This window comes from Streptomyces sp. NPDC046915, from assembly GCF_040644935.1.
Classification (GTDB): Bacteria; Actinomycetota; Actinomycetes; order Streptomycetales; family Streptomycetaceae; genus Streptomyces.
Genome location: NZ_JBEYXB010000007.1, coordinates 76,217 through 92,650, shown reverse-complemented (window position 1 = coordinate 92,650; position 16,434 = coordinate 76,217). Strand labels below are relative to the sequence as shown.

General features: G+C 72.4%; 15 protein-coding genes. 10 read left to right on the top strand and 5 right to left on the bottom strand.

What is annotated here, in order from left to right:
- The first annotated feature begins 192 nt into the window (after positions 1 to 192).
- A complete protein-coding gene (locus ABZ915_RS19415; protein WP_361804119.1) occupies positions 193 to 1,359 on the top strand; it encodes a type ISP restriction/modification enzyme in 1,167 nt (388 codons plus the stop codon).
- Positions 1,360 to 1,451: 92 nt separating this feature from the next.
- Here the strand turns inward: ABZ915_RS19415 and ABZ915_RS19410 are convergent, their stop codons facing one another.
- A complete protein-coding gene (locus tag ABZ915_RS19410; RefSeq protein ID WP_361804116.1) occupies positions 1,452 to 2,162 on the bottom strand; it encodes a TetR/AcrR family transcriptional regulator in 711 nt (236 codons plus the stop codon).
- A 64-nt stretch (positions 2,163 to 2,226) separates the two neighbouring features.
- Here ABZ915_RS19410 and ABZ915_RS19405 point away from each other — a divergent pair, with 64 nt between their 5' ends.
- From ABZ915_RS19405 to ABZ915_RS19395, 3 genes are read left to right on the top strand one after another with little or no spacing between them, the layout of a single operon-like run.
- Positions 2,227 to 3,189: an ATP-binding cassette domain-containing protein gene (locus tag ABZ915_RS19405; RefSeq protein ID WP_361804113.1), complete on the top strand. Its 963-nt coding sequence runs from the start codon at positions 2,227 to 2,229 to the stop codon at positions 3,187 to 3,189.
- Positions 3,186 to 3,962 (top strand): ABC transporter permease, encoded by a 777-nt coding sequence (locus ABZ915_RS19400; protein WP_361804110.1) that lies wholly within the window; start codon positions 3,186 to 3,188, stop codon positions 3,960 to 3,962. Before ABZ915_RS19405 ends, ABZ915_RS19400 begins: the two co-directional genes overlap by 4 nt.
- 33 nt (positions 3,963 to 3,995) lie before the next feature.
- Complete coding sequence (locus tag ABZ915_RS19395; protein ID WP_361804107.1) at positions 3,996 to 5,192, top strand: CaiB/BaiF CoA-transferase family protein; 1,197 nt, start codon at positions 3,996 to 3,998, stop codon at positions 5,190 to 5,192.
- 202 nt (positions 5,193 to 5,394) lie between these two features.
- Here ABZ915_RS19395 and ABZ915_RS19390 read toward each other — a convergent pair whose 3' ends face one another.
- The 3 genes from ABZ915_RS19390 to ABZ915_RS19380 all read right to left on the bottom strand — a co-directional run bounded on the left by ABZ915_RS19390 (position 5,395) and on the right by ABZ915_RS19380 (position 7,143).
- Entirely contained in the window at positions 5,395 to 5,670 is a 276-nt protein-coding gene (locus ABZ915_RS19390; RefSeq protein ID WP_361804104.1) for a hypothetical protein, read from the bottom strand.
- Between the two features lie 115 nt (positions 5,671 to 5,785).
- Positions 5,786 to 6,604, bottom strand: coding sequence for an anti-sigma factor (locus ABZ915_RS19385; protein WP_361804101.1), 819 nt, complete (start codon positions 6,602 to 6,604; stop codon positions 5,786 to 5,788).
- The gene (locus ABZ915_RS19380) at positions 6,601 to 7,143 is read right to left on the bottom strand and encodes a sigma-70 family RNA polymerase sigma factor (RefSeq protein ID WP_361805102.1); all 543 of its coding nucleotides are present in this window, start codon (positions 7,141 to 7,143) and stop codon (positions 6,601 to 6,603) included. The genes ABZ915_RS19385 and ABZ915_RS19380 overlap by 4 nt, the downstream gene beginning before the upstream one ends.
- 221 nt (positions 7,144 to 7,364) lie before the next feature.
- Here ABZ915_RS19380 and ABZ915_RS19375 point away from each other — a divergent pair, with 221 nt between their 5' ends.
- The 4 genes from ABZ915_RS19375 (at position 7,365) to ABZ915_RS19360 (ending at position 13,789) form a co-directional block, all read left to right on the top strand.
- On the top strand, positions 7,365 to 8,903 hold the full coding sequence (locus ABZ915_RS19375) for a DUF4331 domain-containing protein (RefSeq protein WP_361804098.1): 1,539 nt from the start codon (positions 7,365 to 7,367) through the stop codon (positions 8,901 to 8,903).
- Between the two features lie 111 nt (positions 8,904 to 9,014).
- On the top strand, positions 9,015 to 10,607 hold the full coding sequence (locus ABZ915_RS19370) for a tetratricopeptide repeat protein (RefSeq protein ID WP_361804095.1): 1,593 nt from the start codon (positions 9,015 to 9,017) through the stop codon (positions 10,605 to 10,607).
- Complete coding sequence (locus ABZ915_RS19365; RefSeq protein WP_361804092.1) at positions 10,604 to 12,160, top strand: sulfite exporter TauE/SafE family protein; 1,557 nt, start codon at positions 10,604 to 10,606, stop codon at positions 12,158 to 12,160. Before ABZ915_RS19370 ends, ABZ915_RS19365 begins: the two co-directional genes overlap by 4 nt.
- 27 nt (positions 12,161 to 12,187) lie before the next feature.
- Positions 12,188 to 13,789, top strand: coding sequence for a serine/threonine-protein kinase (locus ABZ915_RS19360; protein WP_361804089.1), 1,602 nt, complete (start codon positions 12,188 to 12,190; stop codon positions 13,787 to 13,789).
- Positions 13,790 to 13,794: 5 nt separating this feature from the next.
- Here the strand turns inward: ABZ915_RS19360 and ABZ915_RS19355 are convergent, their stop codons facing one another.
- Positions 13,795 to 14,601, bottom strand: a complete 807-nt coding sequence (locus tag ABZ915_RS19355) for an SGNH/GDSL hydrolase family protein (RefSeq protein ID WP_361804086.1) — start codon at positions 14,599 to 14,601, stop codon at positions 13,795 to 13,797.
- Between the two features lie 291 nt (positions 14,602 to 14,892).
- Here ABZ915_RS19355 and ABZ915_RS19350 point away from each other — a divergent pair, with 291 nt between their 5' ends.
- Both ABZ915_RS19350 and ABZ915_RS19345 read left to right on the top strand, forming a co-directional pair.
- The gene (locus ABZ915_RS19350) at positions 14,893 to 15,318 is read left to right on the top strand and encodes a hypothetical protein (protein ID WP_361804083.1); all 426 of its coding nucleotides are present in this window, start codon (positions 14,893 to 14,895) and stop codon (positions 15,316 to 15,318) included.
- Position 15,319: 1 nt separating this feature from the next.
- A complete protein-coding gene (locus tag ABZ915_RS19345) occupies positions 15,320 to 16,417 on the top strand; it encodes a GNAT family N-acetyltransferase (RefSeq protein WP_361804080.1) in 1,098 nt (365 codons plus the stop codon).
- The last annotated feature ends 17 nt before the right edge of the window (positions 16,418 to 16,434 follow it).

Genomic DNA, 16,434 nt, shown 5'->3' with positions numbered 1-16,434 from the left:
CACCGTGCCGGGTCACGCCGCTCAGAAGCCGCGAGAGCCGTCCACCGCCTGCGGATTCGTCACGCCGGGTCACGCCCACGCAGAGGCCCGAGGGCCGTCGGACGTCTGTGGGTTCGTCGTGGCGGGTCGTGCCCGCGTGGTGGAACGGCATGTCCAATGCGGGCCCTCGCCTCTTCTGGGCGCTGCCGTACGATGCCCAGCGTGACGCACGACGACGCTCCGCTGCTGGCGGACCTCATGCCGTGGTCCGTCGCACCGCTGCGGCCGGGCCGCGCCTGGCCGACGGCACCCGATCCGGGCTCCCTGAAAGCCCGCTGGGACGCCCTGCTGAAGGCCGAGGGCCCGGACCGGGAGGCCCTGTTCGAGCCGACGCGTTCGCGGACGCTGCACTCGGCGGTGGGGCAGCTGCCCGGCCGGTCCGGCGGCACGGAGAAGCTGGTGCGGGCCTCGGGCCCCTGCCCGGAACCGGTACGGGTGCTCGCGGCGCCCTTCGACGAGCAGTGGCTGATCCCCGATCACCGCCTGCTGGACGCGGCCCGCCCCGAGCTGTGGCGGGTGGCCGACGACCACCAGGTCTTCACCGTGGAGACGGCCGGCGACAGCCCCGCCCTGGGCTCGCCCCTGCTGGCCACCTCCCGCCTGCCCCTTCTGCGGCCCGGCCGCATCCGCCCGCTGTACCGGCGCCCGGGAGGCGAGGAACCCAATCTCGCGCCGGGCCTGTCGGCCTTCCTGGCCGACCGTCTGGGCCTGGCCCCGGCCCCGCTGGACGTCCTCGCCTGGATCCTGGCCACGACCCGCCCGGACCTCACCGTCCCGCTCACCGGCGACGCCGAACTCTGGGCCCGGGGCGTGCGGCTGGGCCACCGCGTGCTCTGGCTGATGCGCCGCGGCGGCGAACGCCCCAAACTCCCCGGCGGGCGCCGCCCCTACGTCCGCGCGCCCCTGCCCGCCCGCCCGCTCACCCTCCACTACGACCGCGACGAGGAGACCCTGCACGTCGACGAGGGCCGCATCTCGCCGGTACCGCCGCAGGCATGGGACTTCGAGGTCGCCGGGGTGCGCGTCCTGGAGCAGTGGTTCGCGACCCGCACCGCCCCCGCCGAGCCCGGCACCCTCTCCGCGGTCCGCCCCGGCTCCTGGCCGCAGACCTGGACGTCGGAGCTGCTGGAACTCATCACGATGCTCGCGCTCCTGGCCGAACTGAAACCACAGCAGGAAGAGCTGGAGTCGGCGGCCCCGGTCACGGCCACCGACCTCCGCGAGGCAGGCGTACTCCCGCCCCCGGACTGGTCCCACCGCCCCGCCTCCGTCCTCGACCACCACGAGGAGGGCCCGGAGGGCCAGTTCGCGCTGCTCTAGGCGAACGATGGGGGCACCGGCCGCGCCCCAAAGGGGCGCGGGGAACTGCGCGACCGGCCACGACGATCCCGCACCCGCCGAATGCCGCCGAGCTAGCGCGGCGTAAAGGCGTCAAGCACCCGCTCCAGCGCTCGCTGGAACACCGCCTCCAGATCGATCGGCCCCGGGTCCGACTCGAAGGCCGCCGCCATCCGCGGATACGCGCCGGAGGCGATCTGACCGCCCAGGTAGGCGATGCGGACCGCGTTCTCCTCGTCCTCGGACCAGGGCAGGGAGCGGGCACGCTCGGCGGTGTCCAGTTCGTTGCGGACGTACGTGGTCACCACGCCGTTCAGCATCGCCACGAGCTCGATCTTCGTGCCGTAGGCGGCCGGAAGCGGGTCCAGGCAGGCCAGGCAGTGCTCGATGTAGCGCAGGGCGTTGGGGCTGAAGCCGTACACCGGGGACATCAGGCGCGGCATCCAGGGGTGGCGGTGCATCAGGCCGCGGGTCTGGTGGGCGACCCGGAGCATGTCGGCGCGCCAGTCGCCGGCCGGCTCCCACAGCTCGTGCTCCCCGCTGACCGCGTCCACCATCAGCTCGTACAGGTCCTCCTTACGGGGGACGTAGTTGTACAGCGACATCGTGCCGCAGCCCAGTTCGGCCGCGACGTGCCGCATCGACACCGCGTCCAGCCCCTGGGCGTCGGCGATCCGTACGGCGGCGGCCGCGATGTCGGCCCGGGTGTACGCCGGCCGCGGGCCTCGCCCGGCGCGCTCGGGGCGCGCCCAGATCACTTCGGGTACGGCCCCTCGGCCTGCCATCGATCATCACCTCGCCCCACCATCCTAGTTACGTACACCGTACGTAGTGCGCTATGGTCGACCTATGACTTCTACGTACGCTGTACTTAGTGAAGGTTTGGAGAAGCGCTTCGGCGCTGTGCACGCCCTGCGCGGGCTGGACCTGGCCGTGGCGCAGGGCACCGTCTGCGGGCTGCTGGGCCCGAACGGGGCGGGCAAGACGACGGCCGTACGGCTGCTGACCACGCTGCTCAGGCCCGACGCGGGCTCGGCACGGGTCGCGGGGCACGACCTCGTGCGGGAGGCGGCGGCCGTACGGCGGCGGATCGGCGTCACGGGGCAGTACGCGTCGGTCGACGGCGACCTCACGGGTCGGCAGAACCTGCGGCTGTTCGCCCGGCTGCACCGGGTGCGGGGGCCGGCCGAGCGGGCCGCGGAGCTGCTGGACCGCTTCGGCCTGACCGAGGCCGCCGACCGGCCCGCGTCCACCTACTCGGGCGGGATGCGGCGCCGCCTGGACCTCGCGGCGAGCCTGATACGCCGCCCGGACGTCCTGTTCCTCGACGAGCCGACGACCGGGCTCGACCCGGCCAGCCGGAACCGGATCTGGGACGCCGTGCGCGAGCTGAAGGCGGACGGCACGACCGTGCTGCTCACCACCCAGTACCTGGAGGAGGCCGACCAGCTCGCCGACGACATCGCCCTGGTGGACCGGGGGCGGGTCGCGCACCAGGGGTCACCGGCCCAGCTGAAGGCGGCGATCGGGATGCACGCGGAGGTCGTCGTCGCCGATCCCGACGCGCTGGAGAAGGCCGCCGCCGTCCTCGACCGGATCACCGGCGGACAGCCGGTGCTCGACCACGCGCGGCACAGCGTCGGCGCCGTCACCACCGACATCACGCTCACCCTGCCCCGCCTGGTCCGCGAACTCGATGCGGCCGGCCTGCCGTTGCTCGACGCGAGCCTCAAGCCCCCGACCCTCGACGACGTGTTCCTGCGTCTGACCGACCGCACCGACCGCACCGACCTCGAGGAGGCCGTGGCATGAGCACGCTGGCGTACGACGGCGGCGCGATGCTGGGACGCCAGCTGCGCCGGGTCCGCAACAACCCCGGACTGCTGATCCTCAGCCAGACGATGCCGATCAGCATGCTGCTGTTCTTCGGCTACGTCTTCGGCAGCGCGCTGGCGATGCCCGGCGCGCGGTACCGCTCCTTCCTCGTCCCCGGACTGCTGGTGGCGACCGCGGCCGGCGGGATCATGACGGGCATGTTCCAGGCCGCCCAGGACACCCACCGGGGCGTGATGGACCGCTTCCGCACGCTGCCGATGAGCCGGGCCGCCGTCCCGCTGGGGCAGGCGCTGGCCGACCTCGTGACCACGGCCGCCGGGACGGTGCCGTTCCTGCTGGTCGGACTGGCCATGGGGTGGCGGGTGGAGGGATCGGCGCTCGACGCGGTGGACGCGGTCGCGCTGTTGCTGCTGTTCCGGTTCGCCTGCACCTGGGTGGGCATCTTCCTCGGGATGCTGACCCGCAGCGAGGAGGCGGCCGGCCAGCTGGGCGGCGCCACCTTCATGCTGCCCCTGCTGTCCAACGCCTACATCCCCACCGTCAACCTGCCCGGCTGGCTGCGCACGCTCGCCGAGTGGAACCCGATCAGCGCGGTGACCACGGCGCTGCGCGACCTGTTCGGCAACGCGCCCGTGCCCGAGGGGGCGGCCTGGCCGGTCGCACATCCGGTCGCCGGGTCACTGGCGTGGTGCGCCGTGCTGATCGCCGTCTTCGCACCGCTCGCGGTCCGCCGCTACGCGCGCGGCTGACAGAACCGCCGGTCAGGGGTGATGATCCACCCCATGGACCGACTCCCCGCGCCCCTGGAGGGCATCACAGTCGTCGCCGTCGAACAGGCCGTGGCCGCGCCCTTCGCGACCCGGCAGCTCGCCGACCTGGGCGCCCGGGTCATCAAGGTGGAGCGGATCGACGGCGGCGACTTCGCGCGCGGCTACGACTCCGCGGCGCGCGGGCTGGCCTCGCACTTCGTGTGGTGCAACCGCGGCAAGGAGTCCATCGCGCTGGACCTGAAGGACCCGCGCGGCCTGGATCTCGTACGGCGGCTGGTCGCGGACGCGGACGTGTTCGTGCAGAACCTCGCGCGGGGCGCGGCGGCCCGGCTGGGCCTCGACGCGGCCACGCTGTGCGCGGCGCACCCGCGGCTGGTCGCGGTGGACATCTCGGGGTACGGGGCGTCGGGCCCGTACGCGGACAAGCGTGCCTACGACATGCTCGTGCAGTGCGAGACGGGGCTCGTGTCGGTGACCGGGACGCCGGAGCGGCCGGTGAAGGCGGGGATCCCGGCGGCGGACATCGCGGCGGCCATGTACGCCTTCTCGGGGGTGCTGGCGGCGCTGGTGCGGCGCGGGACGACCGGGCGCGGCGGGCCGGTGGAGGTGTCGATGCTGGACTCGCTCGCCGAGTGGATGGGCCATCCGCTGCACCACACCATGCACGGCGGCACTCCCCCGGTCCGCACCGGGCTGGCGCATGCCGTCATCGCGCCGTACGACGCCTATCCGACGGCGGACGGCGGCCGGGTGCTGCTGTCCGTGCAGAACGACCGGGAGTGGCGGCGGCTGGCCGAGCAGGTCATCGGGCAACCCGAGTTGGGCACGGATCCCGCGTACGCGACGAACCCGGCGCGGGTGGCGAACCGGGAGCGCACCGACGGGCTGGTCGCCAAGGCGCTGGGCGCGCTGACGGCGGACGAGGCGGTGGCGCGCCTGGAGGCGGCGGGCATCGCGTGCGCCCGGCTGAGGGACCTGCGGGAGGTCGCGGAGCATCCGCAGCTGGCGGCCCGGGAGCGGTGGCGGGAGGTGGGTTCGCCGGTCGGGCCGTTGCGGGCACTGCTGCCGCCCATCACCTTGCCGGGCGGGGACGAGGCTCGGATGGGTGACGTGCCCGCGCTCGGGCAGCACACCGGTGCGCTGCTGCGTGCCGTGGGGATGACGGACGCCGAGATCGCAGCGTTGCGCCGGGACGGTGTGGTGGCCTAGGGCCTGCCCGGCGGATCAGGCCGCAGAAAAGACGCGGTACCTGATCGGCGCCGGTGAGCGAGGCTTGGTGCGTGCAGCTGCAAGGCGGAGGAGGGAGTCGACGCGGAGCCTCGGCGAGTGACGACAATGCCGCAGGTGTGCGTACCAAGAGCCCCGCGTCTGCGGCATGGTCCGGCAGGCAGGCCCTGAGCGCGGGCAGGGCTCAGTGCTTGTTGCCGCCGAACAGCGAGCGGCGCAGTCGGCGCAGGGGGGCGAAGAGCGAGACCCGGCGGATCCGGGCGCCCTTGCCGCTGCGCTCGTGCGCGGGCTCACGTGCGGTCAGCTCACGCATCAGCGAGGTGGCCTCGACCGTCTCCCGCTGCGGTATGGCGGGACCGCCCAATACCGACAGATGGCGGTCCAGGCGCGAGCTGGTCGCGCTGCTCCCGCAGGTGATCGCAGGGACCCGCGCCCTGCTGCGCACTGTTATCTGCTCCATGTCACTCCCCACCCGTACGAGTCCACCCGGCCCGGGCAGGGTAACCCTATCGCCCCGGCGAGGCATGCGTGTATCACGGTCGCAGGATTCACCTACCCAGCAAGGAGGTTGACGATTACTCTCCGAATCCGACCGATTTCAACGCGAGTTGGGCAATTGGCTGCGTGGTGGGCTGTGCTGACCCACCGTCGGGTTCCACGGTTACGGCGAGTGATGTCGCAGACTTCCCGAGACCGGTCGCGATCAAGGGCGTGTCGCCGTCGAAGAGCCCTAGGGAGCGCGGTTGCACGCCGGGGCGCATGAGCCAGAGCTGGCGCACCCGTCCGCTCGGCGGAGCGTTGTATCCGCTGAGTGTGACGACGGCTTGGCCCTCGGATGCGGAAGCGATCACTCCGATCGTTCGTCCCTGTGTGTCCTTGCCGCTGCTCGCGCGGGCGTCGGAGGCGGAGAGAACGTGGGCGATCTCACGTGACTGCGCCCGCGCCGCGTCGAGTTGGTCCTGAGTCCGGTTGGCCTGGACCGCGAAGAGCCCGGCGACGACGAGCGCGGCGGCGGCCGTGACCGTGGCGAACGGGACGAAGAGGGGGCGCGAGCGGGGCGCATGGGAGCGGGCCGGCGGCGGCTGCGCACCCCAGACGTGCGGCGGGAGTTGGGGCGTGCGTTCCGGGATCGTGGCCGAGGCCGGGTCCTGCGGGGTGGCCCGGACCGCCGCCAGCACCCGGTCGCGCATCGCGGCCGGCGGCGGAGCGGCCGTGGACCAGGCCAGGCGCACGGCGTCCTCGGCCAGTTCGCGCACCTCGGCGGTGCAGCGGTCACAGGCCCTGAGGTGCTTCTCGAAGCGGACGCGCTCGGCGGGTTCCAGGGCGTCCAGGGCGTAGGGGGCAGCGAGCGAGTGCAGGTCCTCGCGGCGCAGCAGCCGGTCGAGCAGGCTCATGCGACACCTCCCAGGCACTGGCGCAGCCGGGTGAGTCCGTCGCGCATCCGCGTCTTGACCGTACCCAGTGGCAGCGACAGCCGCTCGGCCACCTCACGGTAGGTGTAGCCGTCGTAGTAGGCGAGGGTGACGGACTGCCGTTGCAGGGTGGTGAGGCGGTCCAGACAGCGCCGCACCCATTCGCGTTCCAGCCCCGCCTCGACCTCCTCGGCGACTTGGTCGAAGGCGGGTCCGGAGGCGCGCAGTGCCTCGCGCTGCTCCCGCTCACCCGCCGCGCGGGCGCTGCGCACGCGGTCGACGGCCCGGCGGTGGGCGAGGGTGAGGACCCAGGACAGGGCGCTGCCCCGGCCGGGGTCGAACCGGGCGGCGGAGCGCCACAGTTCGAGCAGCACCTCCTGGGCCACCTCCTCCGACTGCGCGGGATCGCGCACCACACGGCGCACGAGCCCGAACACCGGCCCGGACACCATGCCGTACAGCTGCTCGAACGCCTTCTGGTCACCGCCCGCCACGCGCACCAGGAGTTCGTCCGCGTCCACCCCGTCCCCCTCTCCGCGGCCGCACCGGCCCCATCCCGCCACACCCGCTCCTGTCGCACCGGCCCTGCCCAACGGACACACCTCCAGCAGGGCTTACGTATACGAGGGCGGAAAACGCGGGTCACGAACTCGAAAAAGATTTTTTCTTCGAGACCAATCCGAACCGGCCTTCCGCTCCGTATACCCGTCCGTCAAGCAAGTTGGGACTGAGGACGGACGGCATGACACCTCACTTTTCCAGGAGCGGCGCGAGGCGCAAGGGCCTCGCCACTCTCGTCTGCAGTGCGCTGGCCGCCGGTGGGCTCGCAGCCGCCGGCGCCGCCGCACTGGCACCCGGGGCGGCCTTCGCCTCCAGCCACCGCGAGGCCCCGCTGATCTCGGGGACCCCGCAGTACGACAACACCGACGTGTACGCGTTCGTCAGCCCCGACAAGCCCGACACGACGACGATCGTGGCGAACTGGATCCCGATGGAGGACCCGGCCGGCGGACCGAACTTCTTCACGTTCGCGGACGACGCCCAGTACGACCTCCACGTCGACAACAACGGTGACGCCCAGGACGACCTGATCTTCCGCTACACCTTCAAGACGCACCGGAAGAACGAGAACACCTTCCTCTACAACACCGGTGTGGTCGACAGCCTGAAGGACCCCGACCTCAACGTCACGCAGACGTACGACATCGACCTGATCAAGCTGAAGTACGGCAAGCAGGTCTACAAGTCGCGGGTCGCGGACAGCGTGCCGGTGGCCCCGTCGGACGTCGGCAAGGCGTCGATGCCGGACTACGCGAAGCTGCGCTCGCAGGCCATCTACAAGACGTCGGCCGGCGCCCAGACCTTCGCCGGGCAGGCGGACGACCCGTTCTTCCTGGACCTGCGCGTCTTCGACCTGCTGTACGGCGGGAACCTCAGCGAGGTCGGCCGGGACACGCTCAAGGGCTACAACGTCAACACGATCGCCCTCCAGGTGCCGAACGACATGATCCGCGAGTCGTCCAAGCAGCCGATCGTGGGCATCTGGTCGACCACGCAGCGCAAGAACGCGCAGGGCTACTACTCGCAGGTCTCGCGCCTGGGCAACCCGCTGGTGAACGAGGTCGTCAACCCGCTGAAGGACAAGGACAAGTTCAACGCGTCCACGCCTGCGTACGACGGGCAGTTCCTGAAGAACGTGACCAACCCCGAGCTGCCGAAGCTGATCGAGTCGATCTACAAGATCAAGGCTCCGAAGGAGCCGCGCAACGACCTGGTCGACGTGTTCCTGAAGGGCGTCAAGGGCCTCAACCAGCCGCCGAAGGTGAAGGCTTCGGAGGAGCTGCGCCTCAACACCTCGATCAAGCCGGCCATGCACCCCAAGCGGCTCGGTGTGCTCGACGGTGACAACGCGGGCTTCCCGAACGGCCGTCGGCTCACCGACGACGTGGTCGACGAGGCGCTCCAGGTCATGGAGGGCGAACTGGTCGGCGCCAAGAACGACCTGAGCGACGCGGTCGACAAGAACGACAAGAACTTCGAGAAGTACTTCCCGTACGTGGCCGAGCCGACCCCCGGTTCACGCGGCGCGCTCGCCAAGGGCACGACCAGCGGCGCCGACGTCCGCAGCCAGCTCGGTGACGCGCTCCAGCCGGCGGGCTCCGGCGGCGGCACCGACAACAAGGTCCTGATCGCCGGGTCGGCGGCCTCGGGCGCGGCCGGAATCCTGCTGATCGGCGCGGCCGTGGCGTGGTGGCGCCGGCGCATCCAGCGCCCGTACTGAGCCCCACGTCCCACCCCCACCGACTGGCGCGGCCCGCGCATCCATTCCCCCACGGCGCGGGCCGCGCCGTCCCACGACTTCCCGCAACGACCAGGCGACCCAGGAGAGGGCATGTCCCCGCGCACGAACGACGACTCCGTGTCCGAGGTGGACGGGGACGAACTCCCGCCCGCCGGTGAGACATCCCCCGCGCCGCGGGCTGAACTCCCTGGTCAGGAAACCGAGTCCACTCCCGCGGCGGAGCCGGCCGACGCCGCGACGGAGTCCGGCGCCGCCGTCGAGGCCCCCTCGCCCACGGACGGCGACGCCGCCGCGGCGGAGCGCGAGGCGCCCGGGGCGGAGGTACGCGTCGCCGCCGTACGGCGGGTCGGGGACGCCGGGCGGCGGTGGCGGGCGGCTCGGCTCGCCGGGTGCGCGGCGCTGCTGGCGGTCGCGCTGACCGGCGGGGCGATCGCCTTCGGTGCCGCGCGGGACGGTTCCCCCGCGCCCGTGGCGGCCTCCAGCGCCGTCTCCCCCGGGCTGCTGGCGAGCGGCGACCTCGACTCGACCATCGCCTCCCTCCAGGCCCATCTGCGTACCCAGCCGAAGGACTACGGCAGCTGGGCCACCCTCGGACTGGCCTACGACGAGCAGGCGCGGACCAAGGGCGATCCCTCCCGGTATCCGCAGGCCGAGAAGGCCCTGAAGCGCTCACTGCGGCTGTCCCCGGACAACGACCAGGCGCTGGCGGGCCTCGCCGCCCTCGCCGCCGCCCGGCACCAGTTCGCCGAGGCCCTCACCTACGCCGACCGGGCCCTGAAGCAGAACCCCTACAGCGAACGCGCCCTGTCCTCCCGTGTCGACGCACTCGTCGAACTCGGCCGGTACGACGAGGCGTCGAAGGCCGCCGACACCGCCGACGAGCGCAAGCCGGGAGTGCCCGTCTTCACCCGGTACGCCTACGTGCACGAGCTGCGCGGCGACGTGAAGACGGCCCGCCGGGTGCTGGAGCAGGCCCTGTCCACCGCCACCTCCCGCGGCGACATCGCCTACGTCTCCGCCCAGCTCGGCCAGCTCGCCTGGAACCAGGGCGACTACAAGACGGCCCTGCACCAGTACGCGCGCGCCCTGGCCGCCGACGAGAACTACCTCCCCGCCCTGGAGGGCCGCGCCCGCGCCCAGGCGGCGACCGGTGACCGGGCCGCCGCGATCAAGGGCATGGAGCTCGTCGTCTCGCGGTATCCGCTGCCCGGCCCCCTCGTCGAGCTCGGCGAGCTGTACGAGGCGCGCGGCCAGGACGGCGACAAGGCCAAGGCCGAGGACCAGTACGCCCTCGTGGACGCCTGGATCGCCCTGGCGAAGGCCAACGGCGTCAACGCCGACCTCGACACCGCGCTGGCCGCCGCCGAGCACGGCGACAAGGCCGCCGCCCTGCGTGCCGCCCGCGCCGAATGGGCCCGGCGGCACACCGTGCACACCGCGGACGCCCTGGCCTGGGCGCTGCACGTGAACGGCAAGGACCAGGAGGCCCTCGGCCATGCCCGCCAGGCGACCGCCACCGGCTACCACAACGCCTCCTTCCTCTACCACCGCGGCATGATCGAACTGGCCACCGGCCACACGAAGGACGGCCGCGCCTCGCTCACCGCGGCCCTGAGGCTCAACCCGGGCTTCTCCCCGCTGGGCGCCCGCGAGGCCCACAAGGCGCTGGAGGCGGCCAAGTGAAACCCCGCCGCCTCCTTGCCGCCGCCGTGGCCGCCGGCGCGCTCGTGCTCCTGCCCGCCACGGCGGCGAGCGCCCACCCGCTCGGCAACTTCACCGTCAACCGGTACGACGGTCTCGTCGCCGCCCCCGGACAGCTCCGCGTCGACCACTTCGAGGACCTCGCCGAGATCCCGGCCACCCAGGCCAAGCCCGACATCGAGCGGCTGGGCCTGACCGAGTGGGCCCGGCAGCGGTGTGCCACGGCCGCCGAGGGCAGCAAGCTGACCGTCGACGGCCGTACGACCGCGCTGTCGGCCGGCACCGCACAGGCGAAGCCGCGGCCCGGCCAGGCCGGGCTCAACACCCTGCGGGTGTCGTGCCGGTTCACCGCACCGCTCCCCAAGGGCGACACCGTGACCCTCGGCTTCCACAGCGCGGGCACGACCACGGGACCGGGCTGGCGGGAGATCACCGCGCGCGGCGACCGCATGACGCTCACCGCGTCGGACGTGCCGAAGACGTCGGTCTCCCACGAACTGACGGCGTACCCGAAGGACTTGCTCTCCTCCCCCGCCGACACCGTCACCGCGTCCGTGCACGTACGGCCCGGCGGACCGGCCCTCGCCGAGGAGCGCCAGGACGCCCCCGCCGCCTCCATCCTGCCCCGCGGTGCCGACCGCTGGACCCGCGCGCTGGACAACCTCGTCGCGCGCCACGACCTCACCGTCGGCTTCGCCTCCCTGGCCCTGCTCATCGCGATCGGCCTCGGCGCGATGCACGCCCTCGCGCCGGGCCACGGCAAGACCCTGATGGCCGCGACGGCCGCCGCCCGGGGCGGCCGGGCCCGCATGCGGGACGTGCTTCCCCTGGCCGCCTCGGTCACGGTCACCCACACCCTGGGCGTGGTGGCCCTCGGGCTCCTCGTCACCGCCGGATCGGCCGCGACCCCCTCGGTGATCGCCTGGCTGGGCATCGCGAGCGGTCTCCTGGTGACGGGCGCGGGAGCGAACCTCGTACGGCGGGCGCTGCGCAACCGGCAGCCCGCGCACGGCCATACACACGGGCACGGCCACACGCACGACGACGGCCACACCCATGAGCACCACGACCACGACCATGACCACGACGACCAGCACGCCCACGACCACGGGCACGACCACGAGCACCACCATCACGACGGCGCCGTCGAGCACACCCACGGCGGCTTCACCCACACCCACTCCACCGCCCCCACCCTGCGCGGCACGATCCTGCTCGGGTTCGCCGGCGGGCTCGTGCCCAGCCCCTCCGCGGTCGTCGTGCTCGTGGGCGCCGCGGCCCTGGGGCAGGCGTGGTTCGGTCTGCTGCTGGTGGTCGCGTACGGCGTGGGACTGGCGCTCACACTCACCGCGGCCGGGTTCGCGGTCGTCAAGCTGGGTAGCGGAATGAACCGGGTGCTGAACAAGCGCCCCCGCTGGACCGCGGGCCCCGCGGCGGCTCTCGTACGCAGGAGCACTCCTCTGGCGTCCGCGTTCGTCGTGCTGGTCCTGGGCGCCGGATTGGTGCTCAAGGGGGCGGCATCCGCACTGGGCTGAGCTACTTTTGTGGAGAAATCACGCGAGATGCCGTGGGGGGCACCCGTGTCCGAACAGCCGGGCAGTGAACGTGTGATCGCCGGCCGCTACCGTCTGCTGTCCCCGCTCGGCGAGGGCGGTATGGGAACCGTGTGGCGGGCCCGCGACGAGGTACTGCACCGTGAGGTCGCGGTGAAGGAGGTGCGGGCCCCGGCCGGGCTGGCCACGGCGGACGTCGAGCGGATGTACGCCCGGCTGGAGCGCGAGGCCTGGGCGGCGGCGCGGGTCGCGAACCGCAACGTCGTGACGGTGTACGACGTGGCGATGGAGGGCGGTAGGCCCTGGGTCGTCATGGAGCTGGTGCGCGGGCTGTCCCTCGGCGACCAGTTGGAGGCGGAGGGCCCGCTGCCCCCGCAGCGCGCCGCGCACATCGGCGCCGAGGTGCTGGCCGCGCTGCGCGCCGCGCACGCGGCCGGGGTGCTGCACCGGGACGTGAAACCGGCCAACGTACTGCTGGCGAACGACGGCCGGGTGGTGCTCACCGACTTCGGCATCGCCACGGTGGAGGGCAGCTCCGCGCTGACCATGACCGGCGAGGTGATCGGCTCGCCCGAGTTCCTCGCCCCGGAGCGGGCGCTCGGGCGCACACCCGGTCCCGAGTCGGATCTCTGGTCGCTGGGTGTGCTGCTGTACGCGGCCGTCGAGGGCAGTTCCCCGTTCCGCCACGACACACCGCTGAGCACCCTGCGCGCGGTCGTCGACGAGGAGTTGCCGCCGGCGCGCCGGGCCGGTCCGCTCGCCCCGGTCATCGAGGGGCTGCTGCGCAAGGACCCGGCCGAGCGGCTGTCCGCCGAACTGGCCGAGCAGGACCTGCGGCTCGTCGCCGCGGGCGGTGCGCCGCGCGCGGACACCGTGCCCGTGGGGTCGTACGCCCCGACGGCCCCGACCCGTCCGGTGCGGCCGTCGTCGCCGACCCCGCCGAGACCCGTGCCGTCCCGCACCGCCACGGCGCCCCTGCCGGAGCCGGACCGCGACCGGCGGGCCGGCGTGGTCCTGGTCGCGGGTCTGGTCGCGGTCGCCCTGGCACTGGCCGGGCTGACGTACGCGCTGCTCAACCACGGCAGCGGGGACGACGACAACAGCGGCGGCGCGAGCACGGACAAGGGCGGCAGCCTCAGCTCCCCGGCCCCCACCCGCACCACCGACTCCACCAAGGGTGCCCCGCCGCCCTCGCCGAGCAGCGGCCCGGCGAGCTCCGCCCCGGCCCAGTCCGTGCACGTCACCCTGACCGGGTCGCACACGGAGTACTCGGGGAGTTGTCCGCCGCCGAGCGCGCAGGCGCCCGCGTTCACGGCGACGTTCACGGTGGGCCGGCTGCCCGCTGAGGTCCAGTACCGGTGGGTGGCGAAGAACGGCTCGGTCTCGGACGCGGGGTGGAAGACGCTGTCGTTCCCGGCGGGCGGCGGGAAGTCCAAGCAGGACAAGGTGGTCGTGACGACGTACTCCAAGAGCGGGACGGTCGAGAACGCGATCGGCGTCGAGGTGCGCGGCCCGGTGCGTACGACGTCCGACCAGGTGCCGTTCTCGGTGACCTGCGCGACGACGGAGACCCCGTCGGACGGGGCCTCCTCGCCTTCGGCCTCTCCCTGAGCGGATCAGGCCGCGTTGGTGAACACGGGCAGGTAGCCGCCGGACTGGCCGGACGCGGTCGGGTGGTACGACTCGCTGATGTCGAGCAGGTTGAGGCTGTGCAGCCAGGCGCTGCCGGAGCACAGTTCATGGCCGGAGAACGTGGTGCGGACGTCGCCGAAGACGAAGCCGTGGTCGAGGGCGCGCTTCTGGACGGCGGTGTTCAGGTAGTCGGCCGCGTCGTTGATCGCGGCGCGCTTGGTCTCGGAGAGGCCGATGCAGGTCGTGCCCAGCTTGTAGAAGCGGGGGTAGCCGATCACGACGACACGGGCGGAGGGGGCCTTGCCGCTGATCGCCGAGTAGACGCTGTCGAGCTTGCCGGGCAGCGTCGAGTCGACGTACGCCTTGGCGGTGTTGATGCGGGAGAGGCAGGTGCTGTCGGATCCGGTCACGCAGGTCGTCATGACGTCGGCGAAGCCGGCGTCGTTGCCGCCGATCGTGATCGAGACCAGGGCGGTGGAGGTGCTGAGCGAGCCGAGCTGATTGGCGAGCACGTCGCCGGTCTTGGCGCCGGAGCAGGCGTTGAAGGCGAACGAGGACGGGGCGTGCGCGGCGTTCCACAGGTACGGGTACGCCTTGGTGCTGCGGTCGCAGCTGCCGCTGGAGCTGATGTAGCTGCCCGAACCCACTCCGGAGGAGTAGGAGTCGCCGAGCGCCACGTAGCCGCCGGTCGCGGCGAGGGTGGATGCCTGCGCCGTGGCGGCCCCGGTGAGGGTGAGGCCGGTGGCGAGGAGGAGTGAGGTCACGAATGCCGTAAACCGGGAACGTCTCATGGAACCTCCCTTTAGCAGGATCTCTGCCTCAACTGTCGTAGCAACTACGCGTGTTGACGGGAAGTGTTCATGCCAAGACTTTTGACGCCTCAACAGGATCGATTTAGTACGTTCCCTGCCCGTTTGTTTACGTTCGGCCGGGCGACGCACAGGTGACCTTCAAGCGTTGCCCCAGTGCATGTTTAAAGCCGGACAAGATGCCGTATGAGTGGCCTCCGCATCTTGACGGCCCCCTCCGGGCTGCGCGACATTGAAGCCCGGCATCCGGCGCTTCGGGGGGCAAAGTCGCCCATGCAGAACATACGCATCAAGTCAGCCGCGACGGACGGCGCCGAGCGTGCGCGACCAGGGCCGGGGAGGGACCTGTCGCCGCTGCTCGCGGGGGCCGCCACGGCCGTGGGCGGGGTCGGCGCGCTGCTCGCGCTGACCGGCTCGCACTGGTTCCTGCGCGGCCCGAGCGTGCTGTTCTTCCTGCTCGCGGCCCCGGCCGCGGCGATCGCGGCGGCGCTGCGCGGGCTGGATCCGTTCGGCCGCTCACTCGCCTCGGTGGCCGGTGCGGTGGTCGTGAACATGCTGGTGGCGCAGGGCATGCTGGCCGTGCACCGCTGGTCGATGCGCGGCGGGGTCGTCGCCGTGACCGCGCTCAGCCTCCTCCTTCTCCTGCTGGTCCTGGTGCGGCTGCCGCGCGGCCGTACGGCGAGAAGACAGGGCGTGTGACGTGGACGTCAGGGTGTACCGCCCCGGTGAACTGAGCGCCGCCGACCGGGCGGCCTGGACGGCGATGCAGGCCAAGGCCCATCTGCACGGCACCCCCGAACTGGCGAACCCGTTCCTGTCCCCGGAGTTCGCGCTCGCGGTGGGCCGGGTCAGACGCGGCGTGCGGATCGCGGTGGTCCACGAGGACGGCGAACCCGCCGCCTACTTCCCGTACCAGAGATCCGCCACCGGCGTCGGCCGGGCCGTCGGTCTCGGCGTCTCGGACTGCCAGGGCCTGGTACACCGTCCCGGCTTCACCTGGGACTCCCGTGAGTTACTGCGGGCCTGCGGGCTCGCGCTGTGGGAGTTCGACCACCTGGTGCAGGGCCAGCAGCCGTTCGAGGCCTCGGCCTCCGGCACCTTCCCGTCCCCGGTCATGGACGTCGACCAGGGCTACGAGGCCTATCTGAGCCAACTTCGCGCCGACTCGCCGAAGTTCACCCGGAGCACGCTCGCCAAGGAGCGCAGGCTCGGCCGGGACGCCGGCGCCGTACGCTACGTCCACGACGAGCGCGACCCCGAGGCCCTGAACACGCTGATGGCGTGGAAGTCCGCGCAGTACCGCCGGACGGGGCGCAGCGACCGCTTCGCGCACGAGTGGATCACCCGGCTGGTGACCCGGCTCTTCCACACCCGCTCCGAACCGTTCGCCGGGATCCTGTCGGTGCTGTACGCGGACGGCCGGCCGGTCGCCGCCCATTTCGGACTGCGCACCGAGCGGATACTGGCCTGCTGGTTCCCGGCGTACGACCCGGCGTTCGCGAAGTACTCACCGGGGCTGGTCCTGCACCTGCGGATGGCCGAGGCGGCCGCCGCGGACGGCATCGCCTATCTCGATCTCGGCCGGGGCCAGAAGGAGTACAAGGACTCCCTCAAGACACGCGAAATCGCCGTGTCCGAGGGGTGGGTGACCAGGCGTCACCCGATGGCGGTCGGACACCGGGCGCGGCGCGCCCCGGTCCGGGCGCTGCGCAACACGGTGCTGTCGCGGCCGGAACTGTTCGAACCGGCGGACAGAATTCTCAAACGAATGGGAAAGATCCGTTCGAGACAGTCGTAATGACTAAACCAACAAAA

Coding starts and splice junctions, on each gene's coding strand:
- ABZ915_RS19415 (WP_361804119.1), top strand. CDS start 193: ATGCCCAGCGTGACGCACGACGACGCTCCGCTGCTGGCGGACCTCATG.
- ABZ915_RS19410 (WP_361804116.1), bottom strand. CDS start 2,162: ATGGCAGGCCGAGGGGCCGTACCCGAAGTGATCTGGGCGCGCCCCGAG.
- ABZ915_RS19405 (WP_361804113.1), top strand. CDS start 2,227: ATGACTTCTACGTACGCTGTACTTAGTGAAGGTTTGGAGAAGCGCTTC.
- ABZ915_RS19400 (WP_361804110.1), top strand. CDS start 3,186: ATGAGCACGCTGGCGTACGACGGCGGCGCGATGCTGGGACGCCAGCTG.
- ABZ915_RS19395 (WP_361804107.1), top strand. CDS start 3,996: ATGGACCGACTCCCCGCGCCCCTGGAGGGCATCACAGTCGTCGCCGTC.
- ABZ915_RS19390 (WP_361804104.1), bottom strand. CDS start 5,670: ATGGAGCAGATAACAGTGCGCAGCAGGGCGCGGGTCCCTGCGATCACC.
- ABZ915_RS19385 (WP_361804101.1), bottom strand. CDS start 6,604: ATGAGCCTGCTCGACCGGCTGCTGCGCCGCGAGGACCTGCACTCGCTC.
- ABZ915_RS19375 (WP_361804098.1), top strand. CDS start 7,365: ATGACACCTCACTTTTCCAGGAGCGGCGCGAGGCGCAAGGGCCTCGCC.
- ABZ915_RS19370 (WP_361804095.1), top strand. CDS start 9,015: ATGTCCCCGCGCACGAACGACGACTCCGTGTCCGAGGTGGACGGGGAC.
- ABZ915_RS19360 (WP_361804089.1), top strand. CDS start 12,188: ATGCCGTGGGGGGCACCCGTGTCCGAACAGCCGGGCAGTGAACGTGTG.
- ABZ915_RS19355 (WP_361804086.1), bottom strand. CDS start 14,601: ATGAGACGTTCCCGGTTTACGGCATTCGTGACCTCACTCCTCCTCGCC.
- ABZ915_RS19350 (WP_361804083.1), top strand. CDS start 14,893: ATGCAGAACATACGCATCAAGTCAGCCGCGACGGACGGCGCCGAGCGT.